Consider the following 14564-nt stretch of genomic DNA (forward strand, 5'->3'; position numbering starts at 1 on the left):
AGATCGACAGCAATAATTACTTGGATGCCGGATTGCTTGGAAAACTCAAGCAATGCATTTCCCAACAATTGTGCTGGAATCGCAAACTCCATTACCACTGACTCTGCAGCCTCCACCAAGGTTGAGACAGCAAGAGCCGACAGAACCGTTAGCAGCTCTATGACAAGAACGAAACCAAAGAAAAAGCGACATCGCATCTTGTGTGAACCTGGCTTTTTCGACAATTGTGGGCTTCTCCATTCCCCAATTGGTTTTTTACCTTGTCTTTCAGAAATAGGATTTAAGCCCCTTTCTCTTATGCGTGCCCACACACACCCGGGTGGGTGGTTAGGATGACCAATGTCCAAACTTCTGCAATGCTTCAGACCTGAAATCCAATTCCGTTGCTATTCATCAAAGAGACCCTGCTAAGGCAAGACTTGGCGTGTAATGAGTACCATATTAGGGCTGACTGCATCAACTTTAAGGGGGTATCCCTTTTCAAGACCTTTGAGCCAGTCATCAATTTGACTCAGGTGAATTGTCCCGGATATCGTCATACCAGCAATCTCGTCCGGCCTGTATTGAATCTGCTTTAATGAATATCGATTAACTTCTTCAATAACCTCGGCAAGAGACTGTCTATTTAGAACCAAGCTTCCGTTTCTCCAGGCCAGAACATTATCCAGATTAACCTTTTCTACCAGTCTTAAGCGTCCTTCTTTGGAGTAACTTACCCGCTCGCCCTTTCCAATAATCGTTTTATGTAAAGAACCAGCACTTGCAGTATCAACAATCTCTCTAGTTCCCAAGACCTGCACCAAGCCTTCTTCTACGGTGACAGCGATGAACTGACTCATGATATTGACTTCAAACTTCGTGCCAAGTGCCTTGGCCTCCCCGGAAGCCGCATGAACGATGAAAGGACGATCCGCATTCTTGCTCACTTCAAAAAATGCTTTGCCACGTACTATGTTCACCCTGCGCTCTTTCGACGAATAGTCAGTCTCAATACGCGTATCACCGGCTAAACGAACCGTCGTTCCGTCGGATAGTGCAAGGGCTCTAGTTGCTGCCACTTTAGTCTCAAATACTTCGCCTTGGTGTGTCAGTCCTTCGAGGCCGCCGCTATTGAAGTGAAATATTCCCATGACAAAAAGAACGATGACTGCAAAAGAAACCGGCACGTATCGCCGTGCCGCTCTCAAATTCAGTAACCGTATTACATCCGTGAGTGTTGTCCGGCGAACAGGATCTAGAGAGAGAACCTTAGAGAATTGCGCCGCCTTTACTTCGGAGTCTTCCACCTCTATATCTAAGCGCAATGATTTCGGATCGATCCGGCCTAGCGTCTCCCATAACACCGCTACTTTGTCGTATGCAACTTGGTGATCGGGATTTTCGTCGAGCCAACTGATCCAGGTCTGACATTCTTCATAAGATAAGTCCTCGTCCTGAAGCGCAAGAAAGCACTCCTGTGCCTTTCCGTTAATGCCAGGAGAGGTTTTGTTGCCGAAATTGTCCTTAATCACATTCATTTTGCACTTGGCCGTCCATACCCAGACTCTGGTGACAGACCCGTACGGCATGCAAGACATACTTTCGTACCATACTCTCGGTCAATCCCATGCGGCTTGCCACTTCCGCATACCCGATACCCTCAAACTTATAGAGCAAGAAGGCTTGTTGGCATTTGGGGGCGAGCCCCTCGATGACAGTTTTCAATTTCTCGAGGATCTCATTAGCCACTGCATCTTCTTCCGGTCCAACGTGTGACATTTCCGTAGTCGAACCGCCATAAGCGACAGCCATTCCACCTTTCTCAATCGCCTTAAAACCACAGATAGTGCTACGGACACGATCAATATGTAGATTTCTGGAAATTCCAAATAAGAAAGATTCCATATCAATTATCTTGTTCGAATCCGGCATGGCCAGTACACGCAGATAGGCTTCCTGAGCTATTTCCATTGCCTCTACAACAGACTTTGTTCGCAAAGTCAGGTAGCGCACCAGAGTATCGTTGTAGCTCCTAAAGACCTTATCTAAACGGTCCCTCGTCTGTACAGACTCGAAAAATTGATGCTGCATTTTAGCAACAACCTCTCAGTAAGATATTTACACTTAGTAAGGAACTGACCCCCTACCTAAAGACGTATATTGGCCGTTTTTTGGTAATCATAGCGGCCTGCTCCCTGTAGCCATACCAGTCAGATTAGTAAATACGTACGTCGGCTTTCCGGGCCTGCACTGTTGCCTCAGTATCTCACTGGATCACGACCGTCACCGCTATCCAACGTAAGCGCCTCCTGGTCATCATCTGTCCCCCCAGGCTGGGCCTCGCGAATTTACAATCAGACAGGTTCCGTTTAGACTGCGCCTATCGTCAGTCATGCAAAAAAGCGCCCCACCGGCGCTTTTTCGTTTTTCCCTTGGCACGCTGCTTCCATGACTACTGTGAAACCGCCTACCAGCCGCGACCTGCAACGCCAGGAAACCTTCAATCGAGTCTATGAGGCAACGCTCGCGGAATTTGGCCGGGTAGGCGTGGACCAATCCCGGGTCAGCGACATCTGCGAACGAGCCGGCGTCGCCAAGGGGACGTTCTTTTTTCATTTCCCCACCAAGGACCACGTCCTGCTGGAGCGGCAACGGCGGATTTCCGAAGCCATGGCTGCCAGGATCGAGGGCGAGCTCGGTGCTGCCTCGGATGCGAAAACCTTCCTCGGCGGCTTGACCGCGATTGTGCTGGAGGAGCACCAGGCGGTGGGCGACTTAGAACTGGTGCGCCAGATCAACTTAGCCATCGTGCGTCAGAGCGGCTCGCCCAGCCTAAGCATCCAGCACACCGCATTCGGCACCGCATTGACCGCACAAATCCGCCACCTGCAGCAAGCCGGCATCCTCAGGAAGGGCATCGATGCCGCCAAGCTGACTGATACTCTGCGTATGAGTTTCTTCGGCTTCCTGGTCAATCCCAAATCCTCCTTCGATACCAGCCGCCCCCGCATTGCCCTTCTCACTAGTCTACTGACCGACTCCCTGACTCCCTGACCAGCTCGACCTGCACCAATTTTCTTCCACGCCGGACAATCAGCTTTTTTATTGTCCTAGGTCAGGCCTATGCCAACACTCACCCTGTACTCGGTACGCACTTCATCGGCGACCAACGAAGCCCGGTCTCCGTTGATATCCCATATCGCCACCGGCCGGCCGGCGGCGACCAATGCATAGGCAGACGCCCGCCCCAACCCGGAGCGGCCTCATGTAACAATGACGCCTGTCGCTGGTGAACTCAGAAGAGATTTCATGGTGTGGTTCTCCTTTTGCTGACTGTGCTCGTCCGGCCTATTCAGCGCCAAAGATTTTCGGCGGCCGTCTTTCGAGGATGCCTTCCACCCTCTCACGGAAACGGGGATCAAGAAACTCCGATTCCGCCAGAATCCAGAACTCGCCGGCCTGGATGCCGGCAAAGGTAAGCTCCGCCGACTGGTCGGGTGTAATGCCCCCGTCTCCTGCAATTTGCTGGTTAATGGCGTCGATGAATTGACGTGCCACTGGGTTGCCTCCTCCATCGCCAAAGGGGCTGCCAAAGATTCCGCTCTGCACGGGTCCGGGATGCAGCACCGAGATGCCAATCGGCGCATTTATCATCTTCAGTTCCCCATAAAGACATTCGGAAAGCATGAAAACGGCGGACTTGGTGGCGGTGTACGGCGACAACAATGGGCTGGGAAGGAATCCTCCCATCGAGGCCGTGTTGACGATATGGGCCGGAGTGCCGGCCTTTAGCATCCGGGGTACGAAGGCGCGGATGCCGTTGTGGATACCCAACACATTGACCGCAAAACAGCGCCCAAAGGCTTCAGGCGAAATTTCCCAGGTAAAACCGGCGCACATGATGCCGGCGTTATTAAAAAGGAGATCGACCCGGCCGAAACGGTTCCAGGCCTGGTTGGCCAGATTCTCCAGCGCAGCCGGATGGGTGACATCCGTAGGCACGACGAGCACTTCAGTATCAAGCGAGTCCGCAAGTGTGTAGAGCGACTCAGAATCCAAGTCGGCCAGTACTAGATTCATACCCAGCACGGCAGCCTTGCGCGCCAGACCTCCGCCGACACCGCCAGCCGCGCCTGTTATGACAGCTGTACCACCTGCAAACAAAATTTTTGAAGTCATATAGTCCATCCTATGCGTTGTGCAACTGCATATCGGAAATCCAGATTCAGCGAAACTGGATTGTTTCAACTTCCTACTTCATGAAGCATCCGACGTGAATGGACACTTCGCATTCGCTTGGTGTCCAGGTATGCGCTTCATATCGACTCAATTCGTCAGCGATGCTGGTGACTGCAAGGTGTCCCGAAGAACGCCAAGAAATCGAGCACCGGTTGCACCGTCGATAATGCGATGGTCCATCGATAGCACCACCCGCATCACGCCCGCCGGGACCAACTGCCCTTCCCGTATCCAGGGTCGCTGCTTGGCGGCACCGACGGCGAGAATGGCACCCTGGGGCGCGTTGATAATGGCGTCGAACGCATCGATGCCATATCCACCCAAATTGGAGACACTGAAGGAACCGCCAAAGACCTCATTCATCTTCAGCCGGCCCCCGCGTCCCCGCGCCGCGAGTTCCCTAACCTCCACACCGATCTGACTCAAGCTCTTCTGTTCCGCCGCTCGAATAATCGGGGTAACCAAGCCTCCGTCCACTTCAACAACCACCGAAATGTCCGCTTGGCGATATTGATGAATCATGCCATCGACGAACTGCACGTTTATAGCGGGCTCCTCCATTAATGCGTGAGCAACCGCCTTAATGATGAAGTCATTGACCGATACCTTGACCCCGCCTTCCCTCGCGTTGTAGTCTTTGCGCACCGCCAGCAGCGTATCGACCTCGATGTCCATTACCGCCCGAAAGTGAGGAATGGTCTGGGTCGCATCACTCATGCGCTGCGCAATGATCTTGCGCAGCGCAGATAGTTCCCGAACCTCATAGAGATCGTCCATGGAACGGTCAGGGCAAGAGATGGCTGTAATCTTCTCCATCCTCGGCGAGAATGCCAATGGTAGTCAGCACCTCCACCATCTCGCCCGCAGGCACCAGGATCTTCACCAGTCTCCCACTGGCCGTCGCAGCCTGCTCCTCTACGGCTTTCGCCGTCTCAATCTCCACCAAGGGCTCCCCCTCGGTGACGAGGTCACCCTCTGCCTTCAGCCAATTCATGACAGTTGCCTCGGTGATCCCCATTCCAAGCCTGGGCATTATTATTTTCTTAGCCATACAACTACCTCTATCGGTTGATAATTCTCTTCACAGCAGCCACCACTTTCTCCTTGTTTGGATAGAGAGGACGCTCAAGCTTCGGGCTGAAGGGAATGTTCACATTGGGCGTAGCAACTCGCTGAATTGGTGCCTTGAGGGCGTCGAAGGCTTCCTCCGCAACGATGGCTGCGATTTCGGATGCTGCGCTGTTGGTACGATGGGCGTAGTCCACCACCACCAGCCGTCCGGTCTTGGCGACGGAAGCCAGAATGGTGTCGGTGTCCAAGGGCGCAAGGCTGCGTACATCGATGACTTCAGCCTCAATACCGTCCTTTGCCAGGAGTTCCGCAGCTGGAAGAGTTTGCAGGATGCAGCCAGCAACCGAGACGATGGTGACGTCCTTTCCTTCGCGACGCACCGCAGCCTTTCCGAGAGGCACCAGGAAGTCGACGTCAGTAGATACCTGTTCTGCCTTCATCCAGAGATCGTTGTCCTCGAATACCAGCACGGGGTCATCGTCGCGTATCGCCGCCTTCAACATGCCCTTCATGTCGCTCGCGCACGATGGGGCGATGATCTTGAGACCGGGCACATTCATGAACATCGGATAGGGTCGATCGGAGTGGTGAGCCGCGTTGGACTGGTTGTGCCACATCGACATACGAATCACCATGGGAACTTTTGCTCTACCGCCGGTCATGTAGCGAATTTTGGCCGCATGGTTAATGATTTGGTCTGAGGCCAAGTAGACAAAGTTGGCGATGGTCAGGTCCACAATGGGACGCAGCCCGGTAATCGCCGCGCCCACGCCCATTCCGGTGAATCCCAATTCCGAGATCGGGGTACTCCATGTCCGCTTGGCGTCGAGATCGCCCAGAGCGCCGCTTGCCGTATAGAGCGCAATATCTTCACCTATCAGAACTACTGTAGGATCGCGCGCCATCTCCTCTTTCTGGGCCTCTGAGATCGCGTTGAGGTAGGTCAGTTTTGTGGTGGCCATAATCAGCGCACCTCTCTGTCTGGATAGTTGATCGGATTGCTGTACATGAACTCATAAACATCAGCGGGGTCCGGGAACGGACTCTTGAGGCTGAAATCGACAGCTTCCGATATCAGTGCGCCAACAGCTTCCTCCACTGCCACAAGATCAGCATCGGTATGCCCGGCATCCATCAGCGCCTGCCGATAGAGCACCAGGGGATCGCGGTCTTTTTTGTAGCGTTCCACCTCTTCCGCAGGGCGATATATGGATGGCATGAATACGCCAAGCGCGTGTTCCTCGAAACGATAGGTCATGGCTTCGATGATCGTTGGTCCATCTCCAGATCGAGCCCGGGCCACAGCGGTAAAGGCGACATCGTATACGGCATCCAAATCCTGGCCGTCCACCACTACACCAGGAATCCCATAGCCATCTGCGCGACGAGCGATACTTGGCTGTCCATGACTTTTAAGCAGTGGCGTCGTCGCGGCATAGTGATTGTTTTCGCAAAAATAAATCGCCGGCAATTTCCACAGTGAAGCCATATTGAGGCTCTCGTGAAAACTACCCTCGTTGGTGGCCCCGTCACCAAAAAAGCACAGGCTGACCTGGTCCGTACCCCGAACATGGGCACTAAGAGCGGCACCGGTGGCCAGAGGGAACCCACCACCAACGATGCCGGATTCACCAATGATGCCAACGGTGGTATCGGCAAGGTGCATAGATCCGCCGCGGCCTTTGCAAACCCCGGTCACCTTCCCCATCAACTCCGCCATCAGCGGCCCCAGCTTGGCACCTTTGCCGATGGGGTGACCATGAGACCGGTGTGTTCCAGTGATGTAATCGTCGTCCCGCAGGGCCATGCAGGCACCGACAATGGCAGCCTCCTGTCCAATACTGGTGTGAAGAACGCCTGGAATCTCTCCGTCATCGTTTTGCTTTGACGCCGCCCGATCGAAGCCACGAATGGCTAACATCCTGCGATATGCTTCAAGCTGTTGGCCCTTGTCTCGTAATGCCATCAGTGGAACCTCCTTCAGTAAAGTCCGTGCAGGGCACCACTGATACCTCTTGAGGTCTTGCAGCACGGTGGCACAATGAACAGTTTAGGTTGACGTTGGTCATTCTCACAAAGGCATTAAGTACCCGCACCCCTCAAACGGGTGAGATTTGCGTTGATATTGCAAAAATGGTGACTCAGTTGACCAGCAGGAACGATATAAAAAGTGAGTGCATATATTTGATTCTTAGTTTGAGATCGACAGTTAAAGGCGCACATGACAGTCAAGGAACCGGAATTGCCTGCCGAAAATCGGTTTACTCTGGATGAATTTAGTCGATTGGTAGGACTCGTCTATCGCAGCCCATTTGAGTCACCGCCATGGAAATCCTTTCTCGATCATCTCAGAGAGCTCTTGAACGCATCTTTTGTCGCAATGGTGATGCGCCCTGCAACGCTAGATCGACCGAGCATCATGGTCGTGTCTGGACCAACATCCGTGGTCAGCATTGACCAGTTCAATGTACGTTTCTCTCAATTAGACCCATTCGTTAACTTGCCCAAGAACCAGGTCTTTTCGGTTACGGAAGTTATTCGCGAAGAACAATGGCTCGAGAGCACCATATATCGAGAATATTTAAAACACCTAGATGTCCTGCATGTTCTTGGCGCCGACTTGTCGTCTACAGAGGACGACCCGAGCTGCAGGTTCCGAATTACCGGATCGCATATGCGACCGCTGTTTTCGGAGCACGACAAGGAGATATTTCGGTTGTTGCTTCCCCACATTCAGCAGTCAATGACAATGTGGTCACGCATGGACCATATCAACATTGAGCGACACCTCTTCGCTGGAACTGTAGAACGTATGCAGGTTGGTACGGTGACGTTAGATGAGAATGGAGAAATTATGATGATAAACGCCGAGGCACAAGCGATCCTCGATCAAAAGGACGGCATTCGGCGTGTTGGTAATGTATTGAAGGCAGAATATCCAGGAGAGGACGCACTGCTGCAACAGCTTACCTCGTCAGCCTTGGCTGGCTGTACTCCTCGAACTCAAGCGTTCATAGAGTCATTTTCCATTACTCGGCCGTCGGGCCGAAACAAATTTGGCATGCTGATACGATCGATTGAAGCTGGTGAATGGTCTGATGCATGGAAGCGTCCCAAAGCTGTAGTTTTTTTTCGTGACCCAGAGCACCAGGACACAATGTCTGCGGGCGTCGTTAGGCGTTTATTCGGCCTCACTCAGGCCGAGACAGCTCTGACCATGCATCTTGTTAACGGACTGACGCTCGACGAAGCCGCTGAGCGGCTTAATATCAGTCGAAATACCGCTCGTTCCCATTTGAAATTGATCTTCTCAAAGATGGGTGTAGCAAGACAAGCGGAGCTGGTGAGGATTGTGCTGAACGTTGTTATTTATTGAGCATTCCCGATCAGACATTTACCATTAACCATGCCAGCACGACCAGGCCGGCGCGGGCCATCCCATCTCGATTTCCGGTACTGGTTAGACGTCAGACCGATCCAACTGTGGAAGTCTTGAAGTAATCCCCCTGAAATTGGGGCCCCTAAAGACGGGAAAGATTATCCGACCAGTAAATACGCCCGCGGCACACACGGTGACGTCTGGATGCTGCTCTCCATCAGGGGCATTATGTGCCGCTGAAACAAGGTATCGCCCACACCTTCCAGGTTGCCGATCAGAATTGCATACGGCAATAATGCCGTCATTATATCCGCTGCTCCACATCCTCCCCATTATTGGATAACGGCCGTCGATCAGCAATGGGGTGGGGCCGTAGTCTAACGGCATAAGACGGAATCCACCGTGCTTCGGAATCGGCTGCCAGTTCCTGCGCTGGTCAACGGTGTGCCTGGCATCTTGAAAAAGGTGGCGATACGAGAAAATCGGGAGAGATCGGCAGGGTTTCAGCCGCACGCCGCTCCTGGAATTTCCAGCCATCGGTCGTTTGGACAATGGTGTCTTCGTAGACGGCAAATCCAACAAAGAGAGAACTGGGAGTGTTGCTTATGCCATCGGGTTTATTTTCTTGTATGTAAATCAACTGGGAACGTGCCCGAACACTTTCATCGGCAACTCTCACCAGCATTGGCACCGAAGGCAGATGCAAGGTCCGAAGCTTCTTTTGATTCACCCTTTCGGCAAGATTACGGCGTCCCTGGACCGGTTGATCACGGATGATCAATTGGCCGTCCTCCGTAAAGGTCGAGGCAAAGGCCTCGCCTTTGCCTGTATCCGTATAAAGCGCATAACGTGACATCAGATCGACAATCTCTGCATGATCTTCCAGCGAGAGGCAGGGAGCAGCATTTTCCTGCCTTGCCTCGTCAGCCAGGGCCGATCCCAGGAAAGCCAGCAGGAAGTAGATCAGAAAACTCCGGAAGGCGCGAGATAGCCACATGACGAAACCTTTCGAAAAAAGAGCAAGTCTTGAGACCTCGGACCTGCAGGCCACATTCAGACTTTATTGCAGATCGAGAGCCACTTCGGAAATCCGCCCTGAGAATCGGTAGTTTGGTCGATAGTCCCCAACGGGGGAACCGGAGTCAGTGCCGATATCGAAGTTCTCGTCGATGGAGAAGAACATCGGAACCGTGCGGTTCATGCGGCCGGAAGCCACCTCAGCACCATTGATCTTCAGCGTCACCTTCGCACCCTTGGCCCAACCGCCGCCGTCATAGGCGAAATCAACTTCCAACTTGGCCGGGCCGGCGGGTAATGGGACTTTGCCTTTGAGTACCAGATGCTCGACATTGAACAGGTTGTAGAGGTAGTTGGGTACGCCGTCGTGATCGACATAGAGCGTCCAGCCGCCGCTGTCTCCGCCCAGGGCTGCTATCACGCCTTCGCCACCGGTAGTCGGCATGACGAGATCAGCACTGAGGCGGTGTGAGCGGCCGGCGATGAGTGGCATCGAATTTTCCATAAGACCATCGAAGCCTTCGTGAAAAGTGAAGTGCGTTCGCTTGCCGTAGATGTTGAGTCTCAGGGCACCGATATCGCTGACCAGCGGCAATACCTGATTACGGCCGGCCTCGACCCAGAACATGTCCTTCATGGTTTGCAGCTTGGCCGGCTCGGTTTTGGCTAGATCGTTGGCCTGACTGTAATCATGGTCGAGGTGGTAGAGCTCCCAGACGTCTTCGTCGAAGCCCCGCTTCTTGGCGTTGAGTAAGGCCCAGGGTGGGCGGCCATGGAAGGCGGAAGCTATCCAGCCATTGTGATAAATGGCACGGTTGCCGAATATCTCGAAATACTGGGTCGTATGAAGCTCCTTGGCCTTGGCATTGTCGAAGCTGTAGATCAGGCTTACGCCGTCAATAGGCTGCTGGGCCACGCCATTGACTAGGGCTGGTGCGGCAATACCCGCGGCTTCCATAATTGTGGAGGCGATGTCCGAGACGAAGCTGAACTGGCTGCGCAAGCCGCCTTGATCCTTGATCCGTTTCGGCCAACTGACGACCATGGGGTTACGGGTAGCGCCCAGGTGAGAGGCCACCGTCTTGGTCCATTGGAGGGGCGTATTCATGGCCCAAGCCCAGCCGGCCGGGTAATGCGGGTAGCTCTTGGTGGTGCCTATTTCGTCGATGCGCACCAGGGCTTGTTCTGCACTTAAGCTCACGCCTTGTAGACTACCCATAATATTAAGTGTGCCATAGACGCCGCCTTCGGCGCTGGCACCGTTATCCCCCACGATGTAGATGAATAGAGTGTTGTCCAGTTCGCCCATATTGCTCAAGGCGCCTACCAGTCGGCCAATCTGGGCATCAGTATGAGCAAGGAAGCCCGCATAGACTTCCATTAAGCGGGCGGCAACGCGCTTGCGCTCTGGACTGAGGCTGTCCCATGCGGGAAGCTCTGCCGGGCGCGGCGTGAGTACCGTATCGGATGGAACCACGCCCTGGGCTTTCTGACGGGCAAGGATTTCCTCACGCACCTTGTCCCAGCCTTGATCGAATTTACCCCGAAAACGATCGATCCATTCCTTGGGCACATGGAAGGGCGCATGGGTGGCGCCGGGCGCGAAATATACGAAGAAAGGCTGGCCTGGCGCCAGATCGCGGCGTTGCCGCATCCAGTCGATGGCGTGATCGGCTAGGTCTTCGGTCAGGTGATAATTCGCCTTGTCGGGCCGCACGACCGGAGTTGTGCCGTCGATCAGGACAGGTTCGTACTGATGTGATTCGCCATCGAGGAAACCGTAGAACTTGTCAAAACCCATACGTACCGGCCAGCGATCAAAGGGCCCCGCCGGGGTTTCCTCGCTCTGCGGAGTGAGATGCCATTTGCCAAAGAGGGAGGTGGCATAACCGTTCTGACGCAGGACTTCGGCGATCGTTGCCGCGCTGGCGGGCATGAAGCCGGTACGGCCGGGATAGGGGGCGGGCGTGTTCATCACGTTACCCACGCCTACTGCGTGGGAGTTGCGCCCCGTGAGCAGTGCTGCCCGGGTGGGCGAGCAAATCCCAGTAGTGTGAAAACGGTTATAACGCAAACCGGTTTTCGCCAGTGCATCCAGCGTTGGTGTGGGTGCCGGGCCGCCAAAGGTGCCGGCAGCGCCGAAGCCCACATCATCGAGCAGCACCACCACCACGTTGGGTGCACCTGCCGGTGCCTTCGACTTGGCTGGAACAAAGGTCTCGGGCGAATTGACGGCAAGGGGCAAAGGGTTGGGAGTACCCACATTAAGCGTGGGCAGGGTCGGCGCGGCGAATGCTTGGCCAGAGAAAGCCACCCAGCACAGCAAGGTGCATAGTGGAAATAAACGCCGCCCTGCGAGACGAATCAGAAAACGTGACATGGCGATTCCTTTTTCATTTGCAATCTACCCAGAACAGGCAAGATCAGGAAAAATGGGGCCCGTAGGCCCCGAAAGATGCGCAAGGAGAGGGCTGCGCGACTTACCACTTATAGCTGACGGAAACCCCGTAGGTGCGCGGTGGGGTCCAGGTGGCGTCGGTGAAGTAGGAGAAGTCGATCAAGTTGATGGGCTTCTTCGAATCCGTCAGGTTTTTCACCCACAGGGAAACACTTGCGCTGCCGGGGCCACCGATAGGCACATCGGTCAACAGCAGACGGGCATTGAGCAAGCCCTGCGCCGGCAAGTGATTAAGCGACGCAAGGAGGCCTTGCCCCGCGTTAGGTGCTGTCAGCGAGATATTGCTGGAGTTGATGTAGAACGAATCAATATAGGTGTAATCGACGATGCCTCGTAACATACCCCAGGCAGTTTTCGCCAGACGGCCATCCACCAATATATTGAAACTCTGTTTCGGGGCGTAAGGGAAGGCCCGGTTGTCGGCAGTATCGATCAGTGTAGTGGGCGTGACCCCGGCGGCAGCGGCCGTTGCAACATTCAGGGGAAAGCCCAAGTATTCGTCGAATTTACCATCAAGGTAGCCATAGCCGACCTGGACTTTCCATCCATCAGCCACCAGGAAGGTCCCTTCCAGTTCCAGTCCCTTCACGGTGGCCTTGCCCGCGTTGACAGTCAGGGACGCGGTGGTTCCCGGAACCTGCCGACCGAGTTGCATGTCGGTAGTCTTGGTGACAAACACTGCACCATTCAATTGGGCGCGACCGTCGGCAAAGGCGCTCTTGAAGCCGATTTCATACGTGGTGCCACGTTCCGGGTCCGCCGGGGTCGTTACCCCGAGCACGGTCGTTGCTTCGGCGGAAAACACCCCGGAGCGGAAGCCCTTAGCCATCCGGCCATAAAGAGTCAGGCCGTCGTTGAACTTGTAGGTGGCCGCCAGCGTGGGGGTGGTGGCGCTCCAACTGGCGCTGGCGCTGGACCATGGCACAAGGGTGGAGGTGATGGGGCCCCGATAACCCGCCGACCCGAACTGCCCCGAGGTATTGCCCCGCTCTTCCGTGGTGCGACGGATGCCAGCGGTTAAAGTCAGCGCATCGGTGGCCTTGTAATCTAACTGACCGTAGATCGCCTTGGCGTTATCGGTAGTGCGATAGTTGACATATTTGGTGTTGCCTGGGGGCGGGCTCAAGGCAATCATTTGTCCGCCCGTTGTCGCGCCATCCTCGCGATAGAAGTACAGGCCCGCCACATAGTTGAGTCTTTCGGTATTACCCACCCACTGGAATTCGTTGGAATAAGACTTTAAATAGGTATTGCGGCCGGTGCTGATCAGAACTGTCGGGGTGCCATCCAGCTCGATGCGGTCACTGTAATCCATGGTGCGAAAGGAACCGATGTACTTGAGCGTATTGCTGTCGTTTACCGCATAGGCCGCCGTAAGGGCGTTGCCATTGATCTTAAGCCGCTGATAGTTTTCGTGACCGGAATCGATCGCGATGGAGTCTGGCCGCTCCTGGCTCGCATAAGGTGCTATGGCTGCTTGGGCGTTGATGAGATAGTTGCCCGCCGTCACATAGGCGGGTAGTCCAAAAGCATTGCCCGCACCAACCAACTGATTGCCCAAGGTCACCAGGTTTCCCGCAGTGCCGTACGCTCGGTAGAGCGTTGCGGGTTGCGAGGTCTCGCTGATGTCGGTGTGGTCATAGGCGTAGTCCACCTTGAACGACGGGCTGATGTCGAAATTGGCCGCTAGGCGGAAAGCTTGACGGTCGGTTCCACCCAATGCCTTGCCATTGGCGTTGCCCATCCAGCCATCGGCCTGCTCGTTACGCATTGCGATGTTGAGACTGGTAATGCCTACCTTTGGAAAGTCTAGGGATACCCGCTCAACATGACGGCCATAATTGCCCACGTCCAGCGACACCGCACCGCTCCATTGGCCGGAGGGCTTGCGACTAACGAAGCTGACGGCGCCGGCCAGGGTGTTGCGGCCGAACAGGGTACCCTGTGGACCGCGTAACACCTCGACCCGCTCCAGATCCAGTAGGTCGAACATATTGCCCTGAGACTTGGCAATATAGACGCCGTCCACATACATACCCACGCTCGGATCCACATAAATGGCGGGCTGATTCAGCGCGCTGCCACGGATGGCGGGCACGGAGATCAGGCTGCTACCCGAACTCTTGTTCATGATGAGATTGGGTGCCAGACCCGTCAAGGAAGAATTTCCCTCGATACCGCGGCTTTCCAATTGTGCCCCAGAGATGGCAGTAATCGAAATGGGAACGTCCTGCAGCTTCTGTTCTCGCTTTTGCGCAGTGACGATCACTTCTTCAAGCACCGTCCCCTTGCTGTCTGCCCATGCACCTCCGCCGTAAAGTGCAGTGATGAGTAAGGGCAACATCCGGACCGCGTGAGCTTTTGTTGTGTGTTGATTCATGATTCTTCTCCTCGTAAATTTGAAATGGCTACCTCTATCGC

12 protein-coding genes are annotated in these 14564 nt (G+C 54.5%); 2 read left to right on the forward strand and 10 right to left on the reverse strand.

The annotated features are described in order from the left end of the window. Nucleotides 1–407: 407 nt before the first annotated feature. Complete coding sequence (locus DENOEST_RS12795; protein WP_170228314.1) at nucleotides 408–1517, reverse strand: FecR family protein; 1110 nt, start codon at nucleotides 1515–1517, stop codon at nucleotides 408–410. Then, the gene (locus tag DENOEST_RS12800) at nucleotides 1504–2070 is read right to left on the reverse strand and encodes an RNA polymerase sigma factor (RefSeq protein ID WP_145772260.1); all 567 of its coding nucleotides are present in this window, start codon (nucleotides 2068–2070) and stop codon (nucleotides 1504–1506) included. The genes DENOEST_RS12795 and DENOEST_RS12800 overlap by 14 nt, the downstream gene beginning before the upstream one ends. 357 nt (nucleotides 2071–2427) lie before the next feature. Between DENOEST_RS12800 and DENOEST_RS12805 the strand changes: the two genes are divergently transcribed. Then, nucleotides 2428–3033: a TetR/AcrR family transcriptional regulator gene (locus DENOEST_RS12805; RefSeq protein ID WP_145772261.1), complete on the forward strand. Its 606-nt coding sequence runs from the start codon at nucleotides 2428–2430 to the stop codon at nucleotides 3031–3033. 294 nt (nucleotides 3034–3327) lie between these two features. Here the strand turns inward: DENOEST_RS12805 and DENOEST_RS12810 are convergent, their stop codons facing one another. The 5 genes from DENOEST_RS12810 to DENOEST_RS12825 form a co-directional block, all read right to left on the reverse strand. Continuing rightward, entirely contained in the window at nucleotides 3328–4158 is an 831-nt protein-coding gene (locus DENOEST_RS12810; RefSeq protein WP_145772262.1) for an SDR family NAD(P)-dependent oxidoreductase, read from the reverse strand. 147 nt (nucleotides 4159–4305) lie between these two features. Next, nucleotides 4306–4995, reverse strand: a complete 690-nt coding sequence (locus DENOEST_RS12815; protein WP_197970613.1) for a dihydrolipoamide acetyltransferase family protein — start codon at nucleotides 4993–4995, stop codon at nucleotides 4306–4308. 7 nt (nucleotides 4996–5002) lie between these two features. Next, nucleotides 5003–5269 (reverse strand): biotin/lipoyl-containing protein, encoded by a 267-nt coding sequence (locus DENOEST_RS19935; RefSeq protein ID WP_197970614.1) that lies wholly within the window; start codon nucleotides 5267–5269, stop codon nucleotides 5003–5005. 10 nt (nucleotides 5270–5279) lie between these two features. Then, a complete protein-coding gene (locus DENOEST_RS12820) occupies nucleotides 5280–6251 on the reverse strand; it encodes an alpha-ketoacid dehydrogenase subunit beta (protein WP_145772263.1) in 972 nt (323 codons plus the stop codon). A gap of 2 nt (nucleotides 6252–6253) precedes the next feature. Continuing rightward, nucleotides 6254–7255 carry a thiamine pyrophosphate-dependent dehydrogenase E1 component subunit alpha gene (locus DENOEST_RS12825; protein ID WP_145772264.1) on the reverse strand — a complete coding sequence of 334 codons (1002 nt, stop codon included), beginning with the start codon at nucleotides 7253–7255 and terminating at the stop codon, nucleotides 6254–6256. Nucleotides 7256–7510: 255 nt separating this feature from the next. On the opposite strand from DENOEST_RS12825, the gene DENOEST_RS12830 reads away from it, so the two are divergent. Then, the gene (locus DENOEST_RS12830; protein WP_145772265.1) at nucleotides 7511–8665 is read left to right on the forward strand and encodes a helix-turn-helix transcriptional regulator; all 1155 of its coding nucleotides are present in this window, start codon (nucleotides 7511–7513) and stop codon (nucleotides 8663–8665) included. Nucleotides 8666–9104: 439 nt separating this feature from the next. Here DENOEST_RS12830 and DENOEST_RS12835 read toward each other — a convergent pair whose 3' ends face one another. The 3 genes from DENOEST_RS12835 to DENOEST_RS12845 all read right to left on the reverse strand — a co-directional run bounded on the left by DENOEST_RS12835 (nucleotide 9105) and on the right by DENOEST_RS12845 (nucleotide 14523). Beyond that, nucleotides 9105–9665 (reverse strand): nuclear transport factor 2 family protein, encoded by a 561-nt coding sequence (locus tag DENOEST_RS12835; RefSeq protein WP_145772266.1) that lies wholly within the window; start codon nucleotides 9663–9665, stop codon nucleotides 9105–9107. A gap of 63 nt (nucleotides 9666–9728) precedes the next feature. Then, the gene (locus DENOEST_RS12840; RefSeq protein WP_145772267.1) at nucleotides 9729–12065 is read right to left on the reverse strand and encodes an arylsulfatase; all 2337 of its coding nucleotides are present in this window, start codon (nucleotides 12063–12065) and stop codon (nucleotides 9729–9731) included. 100 nt (nucleotides 12066–12165) lie between these two features. Continuing rightward, the gene (locus tag DENOEST_RS12845) at nucleotides 12166–14523 is read right to left on the reverse strand and encodes a TonB-dependent receptor (RefSeq protein ID WP_145772268.1); all 2358 of its coding nucleotides are present in this window, start codon (nucleotides 14521–14523) and stop codon (nucleotides 12166–12168) included. Nucleotides 14524–14564 lie beyond the last annotated feature (41 nt).

The organism is Denitratisoma oestradiolicum, assembly GCF_902813185.1.
Lineage (GTDB): Bacteria > Pseudomonadota > Gammaproteobacteria > Burkholderiales > Rhodocyclaceae > Denitratisoma > Denitratisoma oestradiolicum.

What these genes read in the sequence shown, in the direction of transcription:
- DENOEST_RS12835 (WP_145772266.1), bottom strand. Translation starts at nt 9,665, where the DNA reads ATGTGGCTATCTCGCGCCTTCCGGAGTTTTCTGATCTACTTCCTGCTG.
- DENOEST_RS12840 (WP_145772267.1), bottom strand. Translation starts at nt 12,065, where the DNA reads ATGTCACGTTTTCTGATTCGTCTCGCAGGGCGGCGTTTATTTCCACTA.
- DENOEST_RS12830 (WP_145772265.1), top strand. Translation starts at nt 7,511, where the DNA reads ATGACAGTCAAGGAACCGGAATTGCCTGCCGAAAATCGGTTTACTCTG.
- DENOEST_RS12800 (WP_145772260.1), bottom strand. Translation starts at nt 2,070, where the DNA reads ATGCAGCATCAATTTTTCGAGTCTGTACAGACGAGGGACCGTTTAGAT.
- DENOEST_RS12815 (WP_197970613.1), bottom strand. Translation starts at nt 4,995, where the DNA reads ATGGACGATCTCTATGAGGTTCGGGAACTATCTGCGCTGCGCAAGATC.
- DENOEST_RS12845 (WP_145772268.1), bottom strand. Translation starts at nt 14,523, where the DNA reads ATGAATCAACACACAACAAAAGCTCACGCGGTCCGGATGTTGCCCTTA.
- DENOEST_RS12825 (WP_145772264.1), bottom strand. Translation starts at nt 7,255, where the DNA reads ATGGCATTACGAGACAAGGGCCAACAGCTTGAAGCATATCGCAGGATG.
- DENOEST_RS12805 (WP_145772261.1), top strand. Translation starts at nt 2,428, where the DNA reads ATGACTACTGTGAAACCGCCTACCAGCCGCGACCTGCAACGCCAGGAA.
- DENOEST_RS12795 (WP_170228314.1), bottom strand. Translation starts at nt 1,517, where the DNA reads ATGAATGTGATTAAGGACAATTTCGGCAACAAAACCTCTCCTGGCATT.
- DENOEST_RS19935 (WP_197970614.1), bottom strand. Translation starts at nt 5,269, where the DNA reads ATGGCTAAGAAAATAATAATGCCCAGGCTTGGAATGGGGATCACCGAG.
- DENOEST_RS12810 (WP_145772262.1), bottom strand. Translation starts at nt 4,158, where the DNA reads ATGACTTCAAAAATTTTGTTTGCAGGTGGTACAGCTGTCATAACAGGC.
- DENOEST_RS12820 (WP_145772263.1), bottom strand. Translation starts at nt 6,251, where the DNA reads ATGGCCACCACAAAACTGACCTACCTCAACGCGATCTCAGAGGCCCAG.